At 69.4% G+C, this 20,581-nt stretch carries 19 protein-coding genes; 7 read left to right on the top strand and 12 right to left on the bottom strand.

The features are described from left to right. Positions 1–231: 231 nt before the first annotated feature. Genes OG439_RS47460 through gatC form a run of 4 tightly spaced genes read right to left on the bottom strand, consistent with a single transcriptional unit; the run spans position 232 to position 4,092 of the window. The gene (locus OG439_RS47460) at positions 232–768 is read right to left on the bottom strand and encodes a hypothetical protein (RefSeq protein WP_326946871.1); all 537 of its coding nucleotides are present in this window, start codon (positions 766–768) and stop codon (positions 232–234) included. A gap of 8 nt (positions 769–776) precedes the next feature. Further along, positions 777–2,282 (bottom strand): Asp-tRNA(Asn)/Glu-tRNA(Gln) amidotransferase subunit GatB, encoded by a 1,506-nt coding sequence (gatB, locus tag OG439_RS47455; RefSeq protein WP_247061889.1) that lies wholly within the window; start codon positions 2,280–2,282, stop codon positions 777–779. Further along, positions 2,279–3,796 (bottom strand): Asp-tRNA(Asn)/Glu-tRNA(Gln) amidotransferase subunit GatA, encoded by a 1,518-nt coding sequence (gatA, locus tag OG439_RS47450; RefSeq protein WP_247061887.1) that lies wholly within the window; start codon positions 3,794–3,796, stop codon positions 2,279–2,281. The genes gatB and gatA overlap by 4 nt, the downstream gene beginning before the upstream one ends. Further along, positions 3,793–4,092, bottom strand: a complete 300-nt coding sequence (gatC, locus tag OG439_RS47445; RefSeq protein ID WP_247061885.1) for an Asp-tRNA(Asn)/Glu-tRNA(Gln) amidotransferase subunit GatC — start codon at positions 4,090–4,092, stop codon at positions 3,793–3,795. The genes gatA and gatC overlap by 4 nt, the downstream gene beginning before the upstream one ends. Positions 4,093–4,328: 236 nt before the next feature. Here gatC and OG439_RS47440 point away from each other — a divergent pair, with 236 nt between their 5' ends. Further along, positions 4,329–4,982 carry an amino acid-binding protein gene (locus OG439_RS47440; RefSeq protein ID WP_326951804.1) on the top strand — a complete coding sequence of 218 codons (654 nt, stop codon included), beginning with the start codon at positions 4,329–4,331 and terminating at the stop codon, positions 4,980–4,982. A gap of 230 nt (positions 4,983–5,212) precedes the next feature. Here the strand turns inward: OG439_RS47440 and OG439_RS47435 are convergent, their stop codons facing one another. The 4 genes from OG439_RS47435 to OG439_RS47420 form a co-directional block, all read right to left on the bottom strand. Further along, positions 5,213–5,707: a GNAT family N-acetyltransferase gene (locus tag OG439_RS47435; protein ID WP_326946870.1), complete on the bottom strand. Its 495-nt coding sequence runs from the start codon at positions 5,705–5,707 to the stop codon at positions 5,213–5,215. Further along, the gene (gene ligA / locus OG439_RS47430; RefSeq protein WP_326946869.1) at positions 5,700–7,880 is read right to left on the bottom strand and encodes an NAD-dependent DNA ligase LigA; all 2,181 of its coding nucleotides are present in this window, start codon (positions 7,878–7,880) and stop codon (positions 5,700–5,702) included. Before ligA ends, OG439_RS47435 begins: the two co-directional genes overlap by 8 nt. Before the next feature lie 11 nt (positions 7,881–7,891). Beyond that, complete coding sequence (locus OG439_RS47425) at positions 7,892–8,590, bottom strand: hypothetical protein (RefSeq protein ID WP_326946868.1); 699 nt, start codon at positions 8,588–8,590, stop codon at positions 7,892–7,894. Positions 8,591–8,674: 84 nt separating this feature from the next. Beyond that, positions 8,675–9,712, bottom strand: a complete 1,038-nt coding sequence (locus OG439_RS47420; protein WP_326946867.1) for a methionine synthase — start codon at positions 9,710–9,712, stop codon at positions 8,675–8,677. A 134-nt stretch (positions 9,713–9,846) separates the two neighbouring features. Here OG439_RS47420 and OG439_RS47415 point away from each other — a divergent pair, with 134 nt between their 5' ends. From OG439_RS47415 to OG439_RS47395, 5 genes are all read left to right on the top strand, one after another. Further along, positions 9,847–10,668: a phospholipid scramblase-related protein gene (locus OG439_RS47415; protein ID WP_326946866.1), complete on the top strand. Its 822-nt coding sequence runs from the start codon at positions 9,847–9,849 to the stop codon at positions 10,666–10,668. Between the two features lie 104 nt (positions 10,669–10,772). Continuing rightward, the gene (locus tag OG439_RS47410) at positions 10,773–11,816 is read left to right on the top strand and encodes an MBL fold metallo-hydrolase (protein WP_326946865.1); all 1,044 of its coding nucleotides are present in this window, start codon (positions 10,773–10,775) and stop codon (positions 11,814–11,816) included. A 23-nt stretch (positions 11,817–11,839) separates the two neighbouring features. Continuing rightward, positions 11,840–12,241 carry a GNAT family N-acetyltransferase gene (locus OG439_RS47405; protein ID WP_247061871.1) on the top strand — a complete coding sequence of 134 codons (402 nt, stop codon included), beginning with the start codon at positions 11,840–11,842 and terminating at the stop codon, positions 12,239–12,241. 10 nt (positions 12,242–12,251) lie between these two features. Then, entirely contained in the window at positions 12,252–12,704 is a 453-nt protein-coding gene (locus OG439_RS47400) for a GNAT family N-acetyltransferase (RefSeq protein ID WP_326946864.1), read from the top strand. A gap of 191 nt (positions 12,705–12,895) precedes the next feature. After that, positions 12,896–14,176: a DUF222 domain-containing protein gene (locus OG439_RS47395; RefSeq protein ID WP_326946863.1), complete on the top strand. Its 1,281-nt coding sequence runs from the start codon at positions 12,896–12,898 to the stop codon at positions 14,174–14,176. 5 nt (positions 14,177–14,181) lie between these two features. On the opposite strand, the gene mnmA is transcribed toward OG439_RS47395, so the two are convergent. The 4 genes from mnmA to OG439_RS47375 form a co-directional block, all read right to left on the bottom strand. Next, positions 14,182–15,273 carry a tRNA 2-thiouridine(34) synthase MnmA gene (gene mnmA, locus OG439_RS47390; RefSeq protein ID WP_326946862.1) on the bottom strand — a complete coding sequence of 364 codons (1,092 nt, stop codon included), beginning with the start codon at positions 15,271–15,273 and terminating at the stop codon, positions 14,182–14,184. Positions 15,274–15,277: 4 nt separating this feature from the next. Further along, a complete protein-coding gene (locus OG439_RS47385; protein ID WP_326946861.1) occupies positions 15,278–16,474 on the bottom strand; it encodes a cysteine desulfurase family protein in 1,197 nt (398 codons plus the stop codon). A 64-nt stretch (positions 16,475–16,538) separates the two neighbouring features. Next, the gene (locus tag OG439_RS47380) at positions 16,539–17,906 is read right to left on the bottom strand and encodes an MFS transporter (protein ID WP_326946860.1); all 1,368 of its coding nucleotides are present in this window, start codon (positions 17,904–17,906) and stop codon (positions 16,539–16,541) included. A 45-nt stretch (positions 17,907–17,951) separates the two neighbouring features. After that, on the bottom strand, positions 17,952–19,235 hold the full coding sequence (locus tag OG439_RS47375) for a response regulator transcription factor (RefSeq protein WP_326946859.1): 1,284 nt from the start codon (positions 19,233–19,235) through the stop codon (positions 17,952–17,954). Positions 19,236–19,392: 157 nt separating this feature from the next. Here OG439_RS47375 and OG439_RS47370 point away from each other — a divergent pair, with 157 nt between their 5' ends. Next, positions 19,393–20,295, top strand: coding sequence for an NADP-dependent oxidoreductase (locus OG439_RS47370; protein WP_326946858.1), 903 nt, complete (start codon positions 19,393–19,395; stop codon positions 20,293–20,295). Positions 20,296–20,581: the final 286 nt, after the last annotated feature.

Here is a 20,581-nt window from a genome sequence, read left to right as displayed (position 1 = left end):
CGGGTCCAGTAGGTCACCGAAACTGGCCACGACAGCCGACCTAAGGTCGATCAGCGAATGTTGTCGCCAGAGATCGACGGCGGGAGCGATCCGCGGACCTCGTCACTGCAAACCGACGTCAAGCGGATCCCAGCCCTTGCCACCGCAGGCCGCCATCAGAAAGATTCGCGGGCTTCGCCACCGCACACCGAGAGGGTCAGACGGTCCACGGACCGTGCGCCCTCTTGCGGGTCAGCGGCTCTTGCCCCGCAGGCTGCGTTTCCGCGGCTGCCGGCTTTCGGCGCGCATCGCCCGCACGTCCAGGAAAGCGACCACCCCGGACGCCAGCGCGGCGAACATCCCCAGGAACCGGCCGAAACCCGGCCCGATGGCGATGCCGGCCGCCTCGAAGATGCCCCGTTGGTCGGCGTCGAACTCCCAGTCGAGCGTGAGCCAGCCGATCGCCATCAGCAGCACCGACGCTGCGGCGACGACCAGCCACAGGTGCGGCAGGCCGCTGACCCGCACGTTCCGGACTCGTCCGAACACGACCACGACCAGCCCGGCCAGCAGCAACGGCAGCGGCGGGCACCAGGCGAAGAAGCTCGAATCCCACGCGTCGCGCACGACCTGGTCGTGCGGCAGCTGCGAGAGGATGTCCTCGATGTCCGGCTTGTTGGTGCTGAGCGTGGTCCACGGGAGGAACGTCGACCCCAGCGCGAGCAGCCCGGCCGCCAGGCCGAGCCACTCGCGCCAGGTGACGCTCTTTACGGAAAACGGCTGTGTCATGAAAGCGGTCAGGAACCGACGCGCTCGATGATCAGCTCGCGGACCCGCTTGGCGTCGGCCTGTCCCTTGGTCGCCTTCATGACCGCGCCGACGATCGCGCCCGCCGCGGCCACCTTGCCGCCGCGGATCTTCTCCGCGACGTCCGGCTGCGACGCCAGGGCCTCGTCGATCGCCGCGAGCAGCGCCGAGTCGTCCGAGACGACCTTCAGCCCGCGCTTCTCGACGACCTCGCGCGGCGAACCCTCGCCGGCGAGCACGCCCTGGACGACTTCCTTGGCCAGCTTGTTCGTCAGCTCGCCGGACGTCACCAGCCCGATCACCTCGGCCACCTGGGCCGGGCTGATGGCCAGGTCGGCCAGCTCGACCTCGCGGGCGTTGGCCTCCTGGGCGAGGGTGTTGACCCACCAGCCGCGCGCCTCGTCCGGCTTCGCGCCGGCTTCGACCGTGGCCGCCACGAGGTCCACCGCGCCGACGTTCAGCAGGTCACGCAGGGCTTCGTCGGAAAGCGACCACTCCTGCTGGATCCGCTTCCGACGCTCGGCCGGCATCTCCGGCAGCGTGCCGCGCAGCTCTTCGACCCATTCGCGCGACGGCGCGATCGGGACCAGGTCGGGCTCCGGGAAGTACCGGTAGTCCTCGGCGGTCTCCTTGGTGCGGCCTGGCGACGTCGAGCCGTCGGCCTCCTGGAAGTGCCGCGTCTCCTGCTTGATCGTGCCGCCGTCGGCGAGGATCGCCGCCTGCCGCGTCATCTCGTAGCGCACCGCGCGCTCGACGCTGCGCAGCGAGTTGACGTTCTTCGTCTCGGTGCGGGTACCGAACTCGGTCGCGTCCTTCGCCATGAGCGAGATGTTCGCGTCGCAGCGCAGCGAGCCCTGGTCCATCCGGACGTCGGACACGTCGAGCGCGCGCAGCAGGTCACGCAGCGCGGACACGTACGCCCGAGCGACCTCGGGAGCCCGCTCGCCGGTGCCCTCGATCGTCTTGGTGACGATCTCGATCAGCGGCACGCCGGCGCGGTTGTAGTCGAGCAGCGAGTGCTCGGCGCCGTGGATCCGGCCGGTGGCGCCACCGACGTGCAGCGACTTGCCGGTGTCCTCTTCCATGTGTGCGCGCTCGATCTCGACGCGCACGACCTCGCCGTCGTCGAGCGTGACGTCGAGGTAGCCGTTGAAGGCGATCGGCTCGTCGTACTGCGACGTCTGGAAGTTCTTCGGCATGTCCGGGTAGAAGTAGTTCTTCCGGGCGAACCGGCACCACTCGGCGATCTCGCAGTTCAACGCGAGACCGATCCGGATCGCGCCCTCGACGGCCTTGCCGTTCACCACCGGCAGCGCGCCCGGCATGCCGAGACAGGTCGGGCACACCTTCGTGTTCGGCTCGCCGCCGAACTCGTTGGCGCAGCCGCAGAACATCTTGGTGTTCGTGTTCAGCTCGACGTGCACTTCGAGCCCGAGCACCGGGTTGAAGCGTTCGATGACGTCGGCGTAGTCCATCAACTCGGCCACGGCAGTCACTTCGTTCCTCCCAGCTCCGGGACCTTGTGGACCAGCGAACCGCCGGCGGCGGCGTCGCGGGCGGCCTCGTAGGCGGCGCCGACCCGGTAGAGCCGGTCGTCGGCGAGCGCCGGGGCCATGATCTGCAGGCCGACGGGCAGCCCGTCCTCGTCGGACAGCCCGCTCGGCACGCTCATCGCGGCGTTGCCGGCCAGGTTCGACGGGATCGTGCACAGGTCGGCGAGGTACATCGCCATCGGGTCGTCGACGCGCTCACCGATCTTGAACGCCGTGGTCGGCGTGGTCGGCGAAACGAGGACGTCGACCTTCTCGAAGGCCGAGGCGAAGTCACGCGTGATCAGCGTGCGCACCTTCTGCGCCGAGCCGTAGTACGCGTCGTAGTAGCCCGACGACAACGCGTACGTGCCCAGCATGATCCGCCGCTTGACCTCGGCACCGAAGCCCTTTTCACGGGTCAGCGACATGACCTCTTCGGCGCTGTGCGTGCCGTCGTCGGCGACGCGCAGGCCGTAGCGCATGGCGTCGAACCGGGCGAGGTTCGACGAGCACTCGCTCGGCGCGATCAGGTAGTACGCCGGCAGCGCGTAGGTGAAGTTCGGGCAGGACACCTCGACGACCTCGGCGCCGAGCGCGCGCAACTGCTCGACCGCGGCCTCGAAGGACCGCAGCACGCCCGGCTGGTAGCCGTCGCCGCCGAACTCCTTCACCACGCCGACGCGGACGCCGGACAGGTCGCCGTTCGCGCCCTGGCGGGCCGCGGCGACGACCGGCGGGACCGGCGCGTCGATGGACGTCGAGTCCATCGGGTCGTAGCCGGCGATGACCTCGTGCAGCAGCGCGGCGTCGAGCACCGTGCGGGCGCACGGCCCGGCCTGGTCGAGCGACGACGAAAACGCGACGAGGCCGTAGCGCGACACGCCACCATAGGTCGGCTTGACGCCGACGGTGCCGGTGACCGAGCCGGGCTGCCGGATCGAGCCACCAGTGTCGGTACCGATCGCCAGCGCGGCTTCGAAGGCCGCGATCGACGCCGACGAACCACCGCCGGAACCGCCCGGGATGCGGGCGTGGTCCCACGGGTTGTGCGTCGGGCCATAGGCCGAGTTCTCGGTCGACGACCCCATGGCGAACTCGTCCATGTTGGTCTTGCCGAGGATGACGACGCCGGCTTCGCGCAGCTTGCGAGTCACCGTTGCGTCGTACGGCGGGATCCAGCCCTCGAGGGTCTTCGACCCGCACGTCGTCGGGATGCCTTCGGTGGTGAGGACGTCCTTCAGCGCGAGCGGCACGCCGGCCAGCGGCGACACGGGCGCCTGGCCACCGGCGATGCCCTCGTCGACGGCCTTGGCCGCGGCCAGCGCGCCCTCGGTGTCGACGTGCAGGAACGCGTGGACGTGGTCGTCCACCTCGGCGATCCGGTCCAGGTGGGCCTGCGTGACCTCGACCGCGGACACCTCGCGCGTGTGGATCTTCTCCGCCAGTTCCGCGGCGGTCAGCTTGATCAGCTCGGTCACTGCTCTTCCCCCAGAATCCGCGGCACCCGGAACCGGCCCTCTTCGGCGGCCGGCGCACCGGCCAGGGCCTGCTGCTGGGTGAGCCCGGGACGGACGACGTCCTGCCGGAAGACGTTCGTCAGCGGCACGGCGTGCGAAGTAGGCGGCACGTCTTCGGCGGCGACCTCGCTCACCTTGGCCACCGAGTCCAGGATCTGGTCGAGCTGGCCGGCGAAGACGTCGATCTCGTCGTCGGTCACGGCCAGCCTGGCCAGCTTCGCGAGGTGCGCGACCTCGTCTCGGGAAATGTTGGGCACGCGGGTGACTCCCGGGTTGTGCTGTGCGGGTTGTCTCGGAAGCTGCAAGTCTATGGTGGCGGCGTGGGCGGACTCGACTGGGTTACGCCCGGCGCAAGCCGAGTGCCGTCCGGCGACACCGAAGTCCCGCCCGGCGGACAGTGGGTCCCGCGAGCCGGGTGGGTCTGTCACAATCGGCGACCGGCATCGAGCGTCCCACGGCAAGGCTGGGACGCCAGAGGTGAGAGGGGCGCGTGGTGTCGTTCCTGATCCGGGTCATCCTTCCGGACAGCCCGGGGACCCTCGGCGCGGTCGCCACGGCCCTCGGCACGGTAGGCGCGGACATACTCAGCGTGGACGTCGTCGAACGCGGCACGGGCGTAGCCGTCGACGACCTGGTCGTCGAGCTCCCGTCGGGCCGCTTGCCCGACGCGCTGATCACGGCGGCGGAGAGTGTCGAAGGCGTCGAAGTGGATGCGGTCCGCCCGTACGCGGGCGTGCTCGACACCCACCGCGAGCTCGAACTCGTCGAAGAGATAGCCGCGCGGCCGAAGACCGGTCTCGACATCCTGGCCGAGGGCGTGCCCCGCATCGTGCGCGCGGGCTGGGCGATGATCGTCGAGTACTCCGAGACCGGCGCCGTCCGGCTGGCGTCGTCGAGTGCCGCGCCGGAAACTCCCATCACGGACCTGCCCTGGCTGCCGCTCGAGCGCGCGACGGTGCTCGACAGCGAGGAGGCCTGGATCCCGGAGACGTGGAAGGAACTGGGCACCGAGCTGGCCGCGACCCCACTGGGCAAGCCGGGCAAGGCGCTGCTGGTGGCCCGCCCGGGTGGACCGAACTTCCGCGCCGCCGAAGTCGCCCGGCTCGCTCACCTGGCGGGGATCGTCGCGGTCGTCCTCGACGGCTGACGCGAGGTAGACCGCGTCGCCCGAATCCGGCAACGCCATCCCGGCCACCCGGCCGGGTGGTTATGCGCGGCCGTGACAGCTGGTCTTACATTCGCCGGTTTCGACGACGCCCCGAGATCGTCGCGACGATCGAATGCCGGAGCGGGCCACTCAATTGCCGAAGGGGCGACGTCTTACTCAAGACGTCGCCCCTTCGAAAACAAACCCTCGTCGCCCTCGATCCCGCGCGGTCAGACGTCGATGCGGTACGCGACCAGCGAGATGTGCGGGAACGGCCGCCAGTCGCGTTCGGGCAGCCGGGTGAACCCGAGGCGTTCGTAGAGCCGGTGCGCGCTGCGCATCCCGTCAAGGCTGCTCAACACCACCCTGCGAAGTCCCAGCGTCCGCGCGCGATCGAGCACGGCCCTCGTGAGCGCCTCCCCGACACCACGGCCACGCGCCGACGGCGCCACCGCGAGCATCCGGAACTCCAGCTCACCCGGACGTGAAATCTCCGCGTAGGCCGAACCCGGCCGCACGATCGTCACGCAGCCAAGCACGTCCCCCGCCTCGCCGACGGCGACGAGCACCTCGGCCAGCTCGACCCGGCGCGCGATGTCACGCAGCTCCGCGTCGTACCCGACGTCTCCGGCCAGATGACCGTCGACGTCGTAGGCCTGGACCGTGACCTCGCCGGCCGCCGCGTACTCCTCCGGCCGCGGTGGCCGGATCTCGACATCACCCATCCGTCTCCCCGGACTCGTCTTCGGTGGTCTCGTCGCCGGCCGGCAGCGCCACCTCCCGCGCCGCCTCGGGCCCCCGCTCCAGCAGGACGCGGAAGCCGGCCTCGTCGAGCACCGGCACCTTCAGCTGGACCGCCTTGTCGTACTTCGAACCAGGCGAGTCCCCGACGACGACGAACGCCGTCTTCTTCGACACCGACCCGGCCGCCTTGCCGCCGCGGGCCATGAGGACCTCCTTGGCCTCGTCGCGGGAGAACCCGTCGAGCGAGCCCGTCACCACGATCGACAAGCCTTCGAGGTTGCGCGGGATCGACTCGTCGCGCTCCTCTTCCATCCGCACGCCGGAACGTCGCCACTTTTCGACGATCTCGCGGTGCCAGCCGACTTCGAACCACTCCTGGGTCGCGCGCGCGATGGTCGGGCCGACGCCGTCGACGTCCGCGAGCTCCTCCTCGGTGGCTTCCTCGATCCGCTCGACCGAGCCGAACTCGCGAGCCAGTGCCTGCGCGGCGGTCGGCCCGACGTGCCGGATCGACAACGCGACGAGCACCTTCCACAGCGGCCGATCCTTCGCCGCGTCGAGGTTGTTGAGCAGCTTTCGCGCGTTCGCGGACAACTCGCCGGCCTTGGTGCGGAACAGCTCGACCTCGGACAGGCTGTCCTCGTTCAGGTCGAAGATGTCACCCTCGTCGGCGACCACCCGCGCGTCCAGCAGCGCGACCGCCGCCTCGTAGCCGAGAACCTCGATGTCGAAACCACCGCGGCCGGCCAGATGGAAGAGCCGCTCCCGCAGCTGCGCGGGGCAGAACCGGGTGTTCGGGCAGCGGATGTCCTTGTCGCCCTCCTTCTGGTAGGCGAGCTCGGTGCCGCATTCCGGGCAATGGGTGGGCATGACGAACTCGCGCTCGTCGCCCGTGCGCGCGTCCACCACCGGCCCGAGGACCTCGGGGATGACGTCGCCGGCCTTGCGGATGACGATCCGGTCGCCGATCAGCACACCCTTGCGCTTGACCTCTTCCCCGTTGTGGAGGGTGGCGCGCGCGACGGTCGACCCCGCGACCGTGACCGGCTCGGTGACCGCGAACGGCGTCACCCGCCCGGTGCGGCCGACGCCGACCTGGATGTCCAGCAACGTGGTGATCGCCTCTTCGGGCGGGTACTTGTACGCGATCGCCCACCGCGGCGCGCGTGACGTCGTGCCCAGCCGCCGCTGCAGCGACACCTGGTCGACCTTGATGACGACGCCGTCGATCTCGTGCTCGGCGTCGTGGCGGTGCTCGCCCCAGTAGGCGATGTGCTCGGTGAGCTCCTCGGCCGTCGTCAGGACCTTGCTGTGCGGCGACACCGGCAGGCCCCACGCGGCCAGCGCGTCGTACGCCTCGGACTGGCGCTGCGGCTCGAACCCCTGGCGTTTGCCGAGCCCGTGGCAGATCAGCCGCAGCCGGCGTTCCTTCGTGATCTTGGGGTCCTTCTGCCGCAGCGACCCGGCCGCGGTGTTGCGCGGGTTCGCGTACGGCGGCTTTCCGGCTTCGACCATCTTCGCGTTCAGCTCGAGGAAGTCCTCGACGCGGAAGAAGACCTCCCCGCGGACCTCGACCAGAGCGGGCACCGGGAACTGTTCGGTGCCCGTGAGCGTCTCGGGCACCTGCTCGAGCGTGCGCATGTTCAGCGTCACGTCTTCGCCTGTGCGGCCGTCACCCCGGGTGAGCGCCCGGGTGAGGTGGCCGTTTTCGTACAACAGGTTGATCGCCAGGCCGTCGATCTTCAGCTCGGCGAGTAACTCGGTCCGGCCGACCTCCTTCTCGACGCGCTCGACCCAGGCCAGGAACTCGTCCCGGTCGAACACGTTGTCCAGGCTGAGCATGCGCTCGAGGTGGTCGTACGCGGTGAACTCGGTCGAGAACGTGCCCCCGACCCGCTGGGTCGGCGACTCGGGGGTGACCAGCGCGGGGTGCGCGTCTTCGATCGCCTGCAGCTCGCCGAGCAGCTCGTCGAACTGCCCGTCGGAGACGATCGGCGAGTCCAGGACGTAGTAGCGGAACTGGTGGTTGCGCAGTTCCTCCGCGAGCGCGCTGTGGCGCTCACGCACGTCGGCCGGGACGTCGGTGACGTCCTCGGCGGCCTCCGGGGCGGCCGCCGCCGCGATCTGGTCCTGGGGAAGGTCTGTGCTGCTCACGGGTGGTAACCCTAGTCGGCGGCACCGACATTTTCGGGTGTCCCGCCGCCGAGCCCGCGAACCAGTTCACGGAACTCCAAAAGGGTGATCGCGCCCACCGGTTCGGTCTCCGCGGTCTCGACACGCCGTAGTCGTTCGGCGGCCAGACGTTCACCCAATGTGGCGTCGAGGGGCAGGAAGGTCATGGTCAGCCGCGCGGCTTCGTCGAGGTCGCGGAACCCGGGGTGGAAGACGGCGACGTCGACGACGTCCTCGTCGACCTGCGCGACGACCCGGACATCGGCCAGCGAGATCCGGTGCTCGCCGAGGTTGACGGTGACCTCGGTCGGATCGGGCACCGGCGGGACCGAGTCGTGGTACTCCCAGATGGCGTCGTCCGGCGGCGCGGCGGCCCGCCACGCGTCGGTGAACGGCCGCACTTCGGGGTCCTCCTGGCCGGTCACGACCAGGGCGTAGATCGACCGACGACCACGTTCGAGCGAGAAGTGCAGCCGGGGGTGCAAGGCCTCGACCAGCTGGCAGAGCTCGTGTTCGACCCGGTGCGGCTCGCCCTCGCCGAGCGCCGCGCTGACCATCGGGAGCAGGTCGTACCAGCCTTGCCAGAACGTCTCCGCGGCGACGGCCGGGTCCGCCGGCACGTGCTGCTCCGGCCACGCGGTGCGCGGGTCGGGCGGATCGGCGGCGGAGCTCTTGCGGCGGAACAGGCGCATGGCTATCGGTGGTCCTCGTTCGTTCGGCTTCCCCGCCACGCTACTTGGCGTGCCGCGCCGACGTCAGCGAGTTGCCGGATTCCGTCACCAACGCTCCGGCGGCTCCACGAAGGCTTTGCCCAGCTCGCGGGACAGCTCGAGAGCCCGGCGCATCCAGTCCGGCGTCGCGCCGGCAAGACCGCAGGCGGGGGTCGGCACGGCGCGTTCGGCCAGGACGCTTTCGTTGAACCCGAGCCGGCTCGCCAGCCGGAACGGCGCTTCACCGACGTCCTTCAGGCTCAGCGGAGCGGCGGGTTCGGTGGTCGGGATCGCGCCCATGAACAGCGTCGCCCCGCCGTCCCACACCTCGCCGATCTCGTCGAGGAACGCGGCGGACACGCCGTCGAGAACCCGAAGGTCGAACGCCAGGCCGTCCGCGCCGGCCTCGCGCAGCAGACCGAGCGGCGGTTCCGCGGCGCAGCAGTGCACGATCACCGGCTGGCCGGTGATCGTGCGCGCGCCTTCGATGACGGTGGCGAGCAGGTCACGAGCCTCGGGTCCCGGCACCGCCGCGACGTTCCCGTAGCCGGACGGCGTCGACAGCCCGCCGGCCAGCACCGTGGGCAGCGACGGCTCGTCGAACTGGACGACCACGGGAGCGCCGATCCTGGAACGAACCTCCGCGACGTGCTCCGCGAGGCCGTCGAGCAGAGACGACGTGAAGTCCCGCAGGGCACCGCGGTCCGTGAGCACCCGGTGGCCGCGGGGCAGCTCGATCCCGGCGCCGAGCGTCCACGGCCCGGCGAGCTGGACCTTGAAGGCAGGTGGCGTGACCCCGGCCTTCTCCTTGGCCTCCTGCAGCGCGTCCAGATCCCAGCGAAGCAGGTCGACGGCCCGCCGGTGTTCGTGCCCCGGCCGGGCAGTGACGCGGTAGCCGCTCGGCACGACCTCGACGGCCAGGTCGACCAGCAGCGCCGCCGTCCGCCCGAGCATGTCCGCCCCGACGCCGCGCGCCGGCAACTCCGGCAGGTGCGGGAAGTCCGGCAGCTCGCCGAACACGACCGCCGCCGCTTCCGCGGGGTCCGTGCCGGGCATCGAGCCGATCGCCGTCGCGGCACCGCTGGGCCAAGCTTGTTTGCTCACAACCCCGGATTCTGGTCGACCACCGGCCACCGACACCGACCGGGCCACCACACCGCACTCCACGGAGGCGGACATACGCCGCATTTCCCGTTACGTGGTCCGTGGGCGCGTCCGCGCGGATAGGCTGCCCGGTCATGACGAGTTCGCCACCGCAACCGGGCTGGTATCCCGACGCGCGGGACCCGCGGCTGCACCGCTGGTGGGACGGTCAGGCCTGGACCGCCAACACGCGTCCGGCCCACCAGGTCCCGCCGAGCGACTCCGAGCCGATCGAGCTGGACATCGAACGCGCCCACGACCCGTCGCGGATCCAGAACCAGGTCAGCCGCGCCACCCGCGGCCGCGGCAGCGCGCGCAACGGCGGCGGGACGTTGTTCACCGAGCCGGTCCTGGTGGTGAACCAGCGCGCCAAGCTGATCGAGATGGCCAACGAGTTCGGCGTATTCGACCAGAACGGCACCCGGATCGGCGGAGTCGTCGAGGTCGGCCAGAGCCCGCTGAAGAAGGCGATCCGGCTCCTGACCAACTACGACCAGTTCCTGACCCACAAGTTCGAGGTCCGCGACGCCAACCACAGCACGGTGCTGAAGGTGACGCGGCCGGCCAAGGTGTTCAAGTCCCGATTCCTCGTCACCCGGGCCGACGAGTCGCCGATCGGCGAGATCGTCCAGGAGAACGTGTTCGGGAAGATCCGCTTCGGCTTCGTCGTCGACGGCCGCTCGGTCGGCGGGATCTTCGCCGAGAACTGGCGCGCCTGGAACTTCTCCATCCGGGACCACACCGGCAACGAGGTCGCCCGGGTGACCAAGACGTGGGGCGGCTTCATCAAGGCCGCCTTCACCACGGCCGACAACTACGTGGTCGAGATCCCTCACCCACTGCCGGATCCGCTGGCCAGCATGGTGGTCGCCGCGGCCCTCACGATCGACACCGCCCTGAAGCAGGACACGGACTGACCTAGTGACCGGCGTCTCATCTCCTCCAGGTGGACAGCGGGCCCGACACAGCACAGGGTGAAGAAAGGCCGGGACGCCGGAGTCTCGCCGGGACGGAGGTCACCGTGGAACCGTTGCCGGAAAGCAGCGACCGGAACTGGACCGAACCCGGGATCTACGAGGTATCGGCGGGCGTCTACCGAATCCCGTTGCCGCTGCCCAACGACGGCCTGCGCGCGGTGAACGTCTACGCGGTCACGGACGGCAAGAAGCTGGTCCTGGTCGACTCCGGCTGGGCACTGGACGTGGCCCGTCAACAGCTGACGGACGCCCTCGGCGGGATCGGCGCCGAGCTCGCCGACGTCAGCGAGTTCCTCGTGACCCATGTCCACCGCGACCACTACTCGCAGGCGGTCGTGCTCCGCCGTGAGTTCGGTTCGAAGATCGCGCTCGGCCAAGACGAAGAGCCGTCACTGAAGGTTTCGGGCAACCCTGAGCGGTTGCCGATGGAAGCCCAGGTCGACCTCCTGTTCAAGGCGGGCGCCGGCGAGGTAGTCGAAGCGCTGGGGCGCGAGTTCGGCACGAACCGGCGCCACCGGGAAGCCGATCTGTGGGAAGCGCCCGACGAGTGGCTGACACCAGGACGCCGATCGATCATGCCGGGACGCGACTTCGACATCGTCGCCACTCCGGGACACACGAGCGGACACGTCGTCTTCGTCGACGTCGCGGCCGACCTGTTGTTCTCCGGCGACCACGTGCTGCCGCACATCACCCCGTCCATCGGGTTCCAGCCGGTGCCGGCCGAATTGCCCTTGAACGACTTCATGGATTCGTTGCGCCTGGTGCGCTCCATGCCTGACCGTCGCATGCTTCCCGCTCATGGTCCGGTGTCGGAGAGCGTGCACACCCGTGTCGACGAACTACTGGAACACCACCGTGAACGCCTCGAGACCATGGGCGGGCAGATCGCTGCCGGCGCGAGCACCGCGTTCGAAGCCGCGAACCGGGTCGGCTGGACCCGCCGCAAGCGCAAGCTGTCCGAAATGGACTCGTTCAACCGGATGCTCGCAGTCCTGGAAACCGCGGCACATCTCGACCTACTGGTTTCGCAAGGCAAACTGACGGCGCAGGTCGTCGACGGAGTCCTGCACTACTCGGTGACCTGAGGACTTCCTGCATACTGGGTGCAATGGATGTCATCAGACGTGCCAGAGCAACGGACATCGAGGCGCTCGAGCGCCTGTTCGGCGCACCGGGCGGACCGCTGGCAACCGCACTCCGCGACCTCACGAGCACCCCGCACGTCACGCTGGTCGTAGCTGAGGACGGCAACGGCGTCGTCGGCACCGCGCAACTGACGGTGATGCGAGGCCTGGCCTGGGACGGGGCATCGCGGGGCTTACTGGAAGGTATCCGCGCTGCCCGACGAGGCGTGACCAGCGCGCTGCTGAGCTGGGGCGTCGACGAAGCTCGCCGACGTGGCTGCACCCGGCTCCACCTGGACTCCGGCCTCGCTCGCGCCGACCTGCGGGAGTTCTACGCGCGTTTCGGGTTCGAGCACAGTTATCAAGGGTTCACCCGCGCGCTGTGATACTGGCGCCGTGACCGACTACACCATCCGCAAAGCACGGCGTGACGACGTCGAAGCGATAGTGCACATGCTGGCGGACGACCAGCTCGGCGCGACCCGTGACGACCCCACCGATCCAGCCCCGTACCTGCAAGCGTTCGACGTTATCGACGCGGACCCGAATCAGCTCCTGGTCGTGGTCGTGGCCGACGACCAGACTGTCGGAACCCTGCAGTTGACCATCATTCCCGGCTTGGCGAGGCGCGGCGCACTTCGCGGTCAAATCGAGGCTGTTCGGGTCCGGGCCGATCATCGGCGTTCCGGCCTCGGCGCCGACCTCCTTCGATGGGCGATCGACGAGTCACGGCGGCGCGGGTGCGTCCTTGTGCAACTCACGTCGGACACCTCCAGAACGCAGGCGCACCGGTTCTACGAGCGCCTCGGTTTCGAGCCGAGCCACACCGGATTCAAGCTGAAGCTCTGAACGAGCGGCCGACTCGACCATCCACATAGGACCATTCACGGTCATCACTCCCCCTGGATCTGGCGCTGCATAGGTCCATACACACCGACCATTCCTGAACCAGTCTCGGCGAGTCAAGTCACGGAGGGCACGAACGGACCGTTCGTGCCCTCCACCGCAATTTCGCCGAAAACTGCCGTACGGTCGCGCTCATGTCTTCTTCGCGACCACTCCGCAAACTCGACCCCGCGACCAATTCCCGGAACGTTCACGACAAGCTTCCCTTCATGCTGCAGACTGTCCGCGCAAGCCCAGATACGTTGCAGCGCATGCAAGACGACCAGGTCGTCGAGTTGATACGCGAAACCGATGCCGAGATCTCCAAGCTCCAGGCACTTCAACTGAGAGCGATCGCTGACCTCAGCGTGCGGCGGAGACGGGCACCCAGCACAGCTTCGGAAGTGGCCTTGGCCCTGTCCATAACGGAACACCGCGCCGGTGCCATTGTTTCCGCGGCCAACGCGCTGATCGCCCGGCTTCCGCGCATGCTCAACCTCATGGACGACGGCAGGCTGGACCTCTATCGCGCCATGAAGGTCACGGACGCCACCGCCTGGGTTTCCGGTGAGTACGTGCGCATCGTCGACGAAGCGCTCGAAGACCGGGTTCCCGGACGGAACGCCACCCAGGTCCGGCGGGCGGCCGCGTATGCCGCCGCAAAGGCCGACCCGGAAGGTGCCGCGAGCCGGACCGAGCAGAAGCTCCTCGAACGACGGTTCAGCCTGCACCACCAAGACACCGCCGTGACCCACCTGTCGATCAACAATGCTCCGACCGAGAAGGCGACCGCTGTCTATACCCGCATCGACCAGGCTGCTCGCGTCCTGAAGACGCCCGAAGAAGCGCGAACACTGGACCAGCTCCGAGCCGACGTCGCGCTGGATCTGCTCCTGAGCGGCACGGGTGGGCCGAGCGCACGAACCGAGGTGTTCTTGCACGTCGACCTGGCCACCTACCTGAGCCTGAACGATCTCCCGGTGACCTTGGCCGGCCGTGGTCCGATCGCACCCGCGGTCGCCCGCAGCATCATCAGCGGGCCCGACACGACGTTGCGACGAGTGCTCACCGACCCGCGTACCGGCCAGGTGGTCGAGCTCTCGCCGAAGCGCTATCCGCTCGACTCGGCACACGACGAGTTCATCCGCGTCCGAGACCAGGAGTGCCGACAGCCTGGGTGCACGCGGCCCGCCCAGAGTTGCGGGATCGAGCCGACTCGAGCGTCAGGCGGGGCCGAGGCAGTCGTGCACCAGCCGGTCACATTCTGCTCCCGCCACCGCAAGCTGAAGAACCAGCCTGGGTGGGCTTACGAGGTCACTCCTGACGGGACCGTGAACGTTGCGACGCCGACCGGCGGAGTTCGCTCGACAACACCACCATCAATGCATCCGATCCGGCGACGAGCGAACCGGTCCTCGAAGAAACCTCGGAAATGACGAGGTCAGCGCGTGCTCGCGATCTTCGCGCTGCCCAGGACGATATCGCCGCCGTCAGAATCCGGTCGGTAAAGCACGACGACCTGCCCCGGAGCGACCCCACGTAACGGTTCGCGTAGCTGCACGGTCATGGTGTCCGAGTCCACCTCGGCGACCGCATCGACGATTCCGCCGTGAGCCCGAACCTGGACCACGCACTCAGTCGGCTCCGTCAGCGGACGGCCACTGGGCCAGATTGGCCGGTCGGCGTCGATCACGTTGATCCCGAGGCCGGCTACGGAGCCGACCTTGACGGAGCCGGACACCGGCTCCAGGGACAGAACGTAGCGAGGACGCCCGTCCGGTGCCGGTGCTTCGATACCGAGACCCTTGCGCTGCCCGACGGTGAATCCGTGCACACCGGTGTGCTGGCCGAGCACTGCACCGGTTTCCGCGTCGACGAGCTCGCCTGGACGCTGCCCCAGCCGGTTCTCCAGGAACTTCTTGGTGTCGCCGTCAGGGATGAAGCAGATGTCGTGGCTGTCCGGCTTGTTCGCGACGGACAACCCCCGCTGCTCGGCCTCTGCTCGCACCTCGGTCTTCCAGGAGTCGCCGAGCGGGAACATCGCGTGACTGAGCTGCTCCGAGGTAAGGGAGGCGAGCACGTAGGACTGGTCCTTGCCACTATCCGCACTACGGCGCAGCTCGGGCACACCGTCAACTACGGACAGGCGCGCGTAATGGCCGGTCGCGACCGCGTCGAAGCCGAGTGCCATCGCCTTCTCGAGGAGAGCCTCGAACTTGATCTTCTCGTTGCAAGTGACACAGGGATTCGGTGTACGACCGGCGGCATACTCGCCGACGAACGTCTCCACGACTTCTTCGGTGAACCGCTCGGCGAAATCCCAGATGTAGAAAGGGATACCGAGAATATCAGCAGCTCGCCGGGCATCGTGCGAGTCTTCGATCGTGCAGCACCCGCGCGAACCAGTGCGCAGAGTGCCAGGTTTCGCCGACAGCGCCAGGTGCACGCCGACGACATCGTGCCCGGCATCAACCGCGCGTGCCGCGGCGACTGCCGAATCCACTCCTCCGCTCATCGCGGCCAAAACCCGCATTGCCTTACACCTCTTGCTTCTGGGTCTGCTTGCGCATTCCGGCGAGTCCGGCCTGCCTCGCACGTGTGACGACACCGCCGATCTCGGCTGCAACCGCCTCGACGTCAGCGGCGGTGGACGTGTGGCCGAGAGAGAATCTGAGCGAGCCACGAGCGGCCGCCGGGTCCGCGCCCATTGCGAGGAGTACATGACTCGGCTGGGCTACGCCCGCGGTGCACGCCGATCCTGTCGAGCACTCGATGCCCTTGGCGTCGAGCAGCATCAGCAGGCTGTCGCCGGCGCATCCGGGGAATGTGAAATGGACGTGGCTGGGGAGCCGCTCGCACTCTCCACCGTTGAGAACGGCGTCGGGCACCTCGCGTCGAATCGCTCCGATGAGCTCGTCGCGCAGTTCCTCGACGCGCTTCGTGTATTCGGTCCGAGTGGAGATGCTGGACTGGACAGCAGCCGCGAACCCGACGATCGCCGGGACGTCCAGGGTGCCGGAGCGGACGCTGCGTTCCTGGCCGCCACCGTGCAACAGAGGTACGCAGGTCACGTCACGGCCGAGAAGGAGAGCTCCCACGCCGAACGGTCCGCCGAGCTTGTGGCCGGTCAACGTGAGCGCAGCTGCGCCACTGGCGGCGAAGTCGACTGGGATCGCGCCGACGGCCTGGACCGCGTCCGTGTGCAGCGGGATGTCGAACTCGGCACAGACGGCGGCCAACTCGGCGATCGGGTTGATCGTGCCGACCTCGTTGTTGGCCCACATCACCGTCACCAGCGCGACGCTTTCAGGATCCGAGGCGATAGCGGCACGCAGAACCTCGGGCGACACCCGGCCCTGGCTGTCCACGTTCAGCAATGTGATCTCTGCGTCGCAGCGGGCTTCAAGCCACTCGACGGTGTCGAGCACTGCGTGGTGTTCGGTGGCTCCGCACAAGATGCGGCGGCGCTGCTTCTGCTCGTCGTGACGAGCCCAGTAGATGCCCTTGAGCGCGAGGTTGTCGCTCTCGGTGCCACCGCCGGTGAAGATCACTTCGGAAGGGCGGGCACCCAAGGCGTCGGCGATGGTCTCTCTGGCTTCCTCGACCATCCGGCGGGCTCGGCGGCCCGAGGAATGCAGCGCTGAGGCGTTGCCCACGGTGGACAGCGCCTCGGTCATCGCCGCTATGGCTTCGGGCAACATCGGAGTGGTCGCCGCGTGGTCGAGATAGGTCATCGCCCCTTCAGGGTAGTCCGCTCCAGCGCGTGACGAAGCGCACCCTGACCCTCGAAGTGGCCTGTCACACCTTCGACGGCCAACGTCCGGTCAGCCGCACGCCCAAGAGGGCGAGCGCAATCAAGGCGACTGTGAGCAGGGCCATCGCCGGCGACGGGTCGAGAACAGAGCCCACAGCACCGAGCAAGACGCCGCCCATACCGATGAGCAGTGCCGAGCCGACCCAGTCTGCGAGCTGCATCGCCGAGGTGTTGAACCCGCGTTCACCCTCAGGCGAGTAGCGGAGCAGGAGGACCGAGATCGCAGGCATCGCTATCCCCATTCCCGCGCCGCCGACCGCGCAGGCCACGAACGCCGTCCAGCCGGGGCACCAGGGCTGCGAGACCAGGCCGAAGCAGACCAGGCCGGCCGCGACGAGCCAGAATCCGGTGCGTAGGGATGCTTCTCTCGACCAGCTGAGGTAGCGGCTCTGGGCGGCAGATGCCGCGGACCACCCCAACGCCGTGATCGTCAGGGGCAAGCCGGCTAGGGCCGGGCTGTAACCATGGACCGCGCTCATCGTCAGGGGTAGGTAGGCCTCCATTCCGGCGTATGCGCCTGCGATCAGTGCCCGGGAGGCGACGACGGTGGGGAGACCTCGGCGGGAGGTCAGTGTCCCCACCGGGAGCAATTTGCGGAGCGCGTAGCCGAGGGCCACCAGTCCGGCGGTGCCGTAGCCGAGTGCGAGGAGTGACTGGTGCTGTGCGGCCCAGGTCAGTGCGGCGATGCCCAGGGCGGCGATGATCGCCTGGACCACGCCTGCGCGGGGGCCGCCGGTGGTAGGGACGTGAGCAGGCAGGCGGCGGACGACCACCAGCAACATGGCCACGCCCACGATCACTAGCGGGACCAGGCCGAGGAAGACCCAGCGCCAGCCGACGCTGGCTGTCAGGACGCCGGCTACCGGCGGGCCGATGACCGCCGGTAGGACCCAGGCTGCGGCGTTCGCGGCGTAGATCACCGGGCGTTCGTGGTCGGTGAACGTCAACGCGATCAGGAGCGAGACCGAGACCAGGAGCAGTCCCGAGCCGAAGCCCTGCAAGGCGCGGCCGAGCAGGAGTGTCGGCATGCCTGTCGCCGTTCCCGCGACGAGCAGGCCGGCTGCGAACAGTGCCGGTCCGGCGAGCAGGGCCGGTGCTGGGCCGCGGCGGTCGCCGATGCGGCCCGACAGGACTGTGGCGACGACGCTGGAGATCAGGAAGATCGTGAACGGCCACGAGTACAGCGACAGCCCGTGCAGGTCGGCGACCAGGGTCGGCATCGCCGTCGCGACGCCCATGTTCTCGAAGGCGACCAAGGTGACCACGAGCAACAACGCGATCGTCGTCAGCCGGTGTTCGGCGCTCCAGAGCACGCTGCGGCGGACGGGCACGGGGTCGATGGTCGAGGTCATGATCAGCAGCGTGCAACCTCCAGCGCGCTGGAGGTCAAGCCGGTTTCAGGCGGTGTGGCGCGCCGTCGGCTCCAGGCGCAGGTCGCGCGCCAGGGCTGCGGCCTCGCCGCGGGAGCTCACGTCCAGCTTGTCCAGGATGTTGCGGACGTGGAACTTCACCGTGTGCTCGCTGAGCTGCAGCTGCTCGGCGATCTGCCGGTTGCGCAGGCCCTGGGAGATTCCCGACAAGACCTCGATCTCGCGGGGGTTGAGCCGGTCGAGCGGACGCAGCTCGGGCGGTTCGGCGACGCCGAGGGGCAGGACTGCGGTGACCGTCGTCCCCCAGCCCGGGACGGCGTCGACCTCCCAGTGGCCGCCCAGGGTGGTGAGCCGTTCCGTCAGGCCGCCCGCCGGGACAGCCGCGGCGACGTCGGGGCTGTCGTCGCGGACCGTGATGCGGACGACCGAGCCGTCCAGGCGCCAGGACGCCCGCAGGCGCGTGGTCGCCGGGCGGTCCAGGGCGGTGAGCACCAGGCCGCGGGTCAATGTCCGGGCCGTGTGGGCGATGTCCTGCGCGAGCGAGCCCTCGCCGACCGGGCTGACCAGGTCGACTTGGACGTCCGTGTGCCGCACCAGGTCGGCCAGCTGGTTCTTGAGCACGGCGAACGCCGCGCCCGCCGGTTCCGCGGACAGGGCCTGGTCGCGGTCGACGACACCCTTGAGCTCGAGCAGGGCGTCGGCGGCGAGGTCGACTGCCGTCCGGCGGGCGGCGGCGTCGGGGAGGCGGCTGGACCTGAGCACCGCCAGGAGGGTCGACAGGGCCGTCGCGTGGGTCTGGCCGAGGTCGGTGATCGCCTGGGCCCGTGCGGTGGCCGCGGCGAGGTTGCTGGCCAGGACCTCCGGGCCCGGGTCGGTCGCGCGCTGGCCGGCGTCCGTGCTGAGGATGTGCCACAGCCTGGCGGCCAGCTCCAGCTCGGCGGCCGGCGGCTCCGGCGACGAGGGCACCACGGCGAGCACCGCGCCCTTGCCGACCGGTGGCGACGACGCGAGCAGGACGAGACGGCGTTCGACGCCGCCCAGGACGCCGTCGACGACCAGGGCCGTGCCCGGCTCGCTGCGGTCGACCAGCCGCTGCAGCTCGACGCTCGTCAACGCCTGGGCGATCGCCGGATCGCCGACGACCTTGAGCGGGCTGCGCGGGCAGTCCCCCGTCTGCATCGCCGCGGCGCGGTGCGGGACCAGCTTCCCCAGCTCGATCGAGAACTGGGTGAGCAGCCGCGGGCGCGGCGCCGACAACAGCCGTTCGACGACGTCGAGCACGTGTCGCGGATCCGACCAGGAAGCGTCCATGGCTCCAACGTAGGCGTGCTCGCGCGTCGGCGGCCTGCTCGTCCGGCTAGTGAACACTGCTCGTCCGAGCGGTTCGGCGCGCCCGCCGGGCGAGTTGACTCGGTGGCGAGGACATTCGAGCATCGAAGGTCCCGAATCGAGGAGTGCAGACGACACCATGCGAGCTATCACCTTCGCCGAGTACGGCGGGCCGGACGTCCTGAAGCTGTCCGAAGTTCCGGTGCCGGAGCCCGGGCCCGGGCAGGTGCGGCTGGCCGTGCGGGCCGCCGGGATCAACCCGATCGACTGGAAGATCCGCGGCGGTGGAATGGCGCAGAACTTCCCGATCGCCTTCCCTCACACGCCCGGGCTCGAGGTCGCCGGGGTCGTCGACGCCGTCGGTGAGGGCGCCGGTCTCTCCGTGGGCGACGAGGTCTTCGGCTGGTCCGAGACCGGCGCCTACGCCGAATACGCCCTGGGGAAAACGCTTGCGCCGAAGCCCGCGGGACTCTCGTGGGCGGACGCCGCGGCGCTGCCCGTCGCCGGTGAGACGTCCCTTCGCGTCCTGAACCTGCTCGAGATCCGCGAAGGCGAGACGCTGCTCATCCACGGCGCCAGCGGCACGGTGGGCCGGTTCGCGGCGCAGGTCGCCGTCGCGAAGGGGCTGACCGTCATCGGCACTGGTAGCAGCCGGAGTCTCGACGACCTGAAGTCCCTCGGCGTCATCCCGGTCCTTTACGGCGACGGCTGGCTGGAGCGGGTCCGCGAGGCCGCGCCGGGCTCGGTCGACGCCGTTTTCGACACGTCCGGGCACGGTGTTCTGCCGGGCTCGGTCGAGCTGCGGGGCTCGCAGGACCGGATCATCACGATCGCCGACGCCGCGGCGTTCGAGCTGGGGCTGACGTTCTCCAGCGGCGGTGAGCAGTCGCGTGAGGTCCTGGAGGGGATCGCCGGCTGGGTGACCGACCGCGGGGTGACCATCGCGCACGGCAAGAGCTACCCGCTCGCCGACGCGGCCGCCGCCCAGACGGAGAGCGAAGGCGGGCACCCCGGCGGGAAGCTGACGCTCACCGTCGGCTGATCGCGGACGGGCCTGTCGCCGGAGGTCGGCAACACACGGAGCAGGCCCGCCGACGGCCTTCGGCAATGCGCGGAACGGGCCTGTTGCCGGCAATCGGCGACACGCGGAACGGGCCTGCCGTCAGCTTCGGCAACACTCGGAACGGGCCTGCCGCCGGCAATCGGCGACAGGCCCGTTCGCGAGCCGACCAGGGCCTGTCGCCGGATCGCGGCGACAGGCTCGGATCACTTCGCGGGAGGCGAAGCCAGGGAAAGCATGGCCTGGGCGGCCACGACCTGGGTCGGCG

It is taken from the genome of Amycolatopsis sp. NBC_01307 (assembly GCF_035975215.1).
Taxonomy (GTDB): Bacteria; Actinomycetota; Actinomycetes; order Mycobacteriales; family Pseudonocardiaceae; genus Amycolatopsis.
This window is presented reverse-complemented; position numbering and strand designations above follow the sequence as displayed.

Coding starts and splice junctions, on each gene's coding strand:
- OG439_RS47460 (WP_326946871.1), bottom strand. CDS start 768: ATGACACAGCCGTTTTCCGTAAAGAGCGTCACCTGGCGCGAGTGGCTC.
- OG439_RS47435 (WP_326946870.1), bottom strand. CDS start 5,707: ATGGGTGATGTCGAGATCCGGCCACCGCGGCCGGAGGAGTACGCGGCG.
- OG439_RS47425 (WP_326946868.1), bottom strand. CDS start 8,590: ATGCGCCTGTTCCGCCGCAAGAGCTCCGCCGCCGATCCGCCCGACCCG.
- OG439_RS47415 (WP_326946866.1), top strand. CDS start 9,847: ATGACGAGTTCGCCACCGCAACCGGGCTGGTATCCCGACGCGCGGGAC.
- OG439_RS47405 (WP_247061871.1), top strand. CDS start 11,840: ATGGATGTCATCAGACGTGCCAGAGCAACGGACATCGAGGCGCTCGAG.
- OG439_RS47395 (WP_326946863.1), top strand. CDS start 12,896: ATGTCTTCTTCGCGACCACTCCGCAAACTCGACCCCGCGACCAATTCC.
- mnmA (WP_326946862.1), bottom strand. CDS start 15,273: ATGCGGGTTTTGGCCGCGATGAGCGGAGGAGTGGATTCGGCAGTCGCC.
- OG439_RS47385 (WP_326946861.1), bottom strand. CDS start 16,474: ATGACCTATCTCGACCACGCGGCGACCACTCCGATGTTGCCCGAAGCC.
- OG439_RS47380 (WP_326946860.1), bottom strand. CDS start 17,906: ATGACCTCGACCATCGACCCCGTGCCCGTCCGCCGCAGCGTGCTCTGG.
- OG439_RS47375 (WP_326946859.1), bottom strand. CDS start 19,235: ATGGACGCTTCCTGGTCGGATCCGCGACACGTGCTCGACGTCGTCGAA.
- OG439_RS47370 (WP_326946858.1), top strand. CDS start 19,393: ATGCGAGCTATCACCTTCGCCGAGTACGGCGGGCCGGACGTCCTGAAG.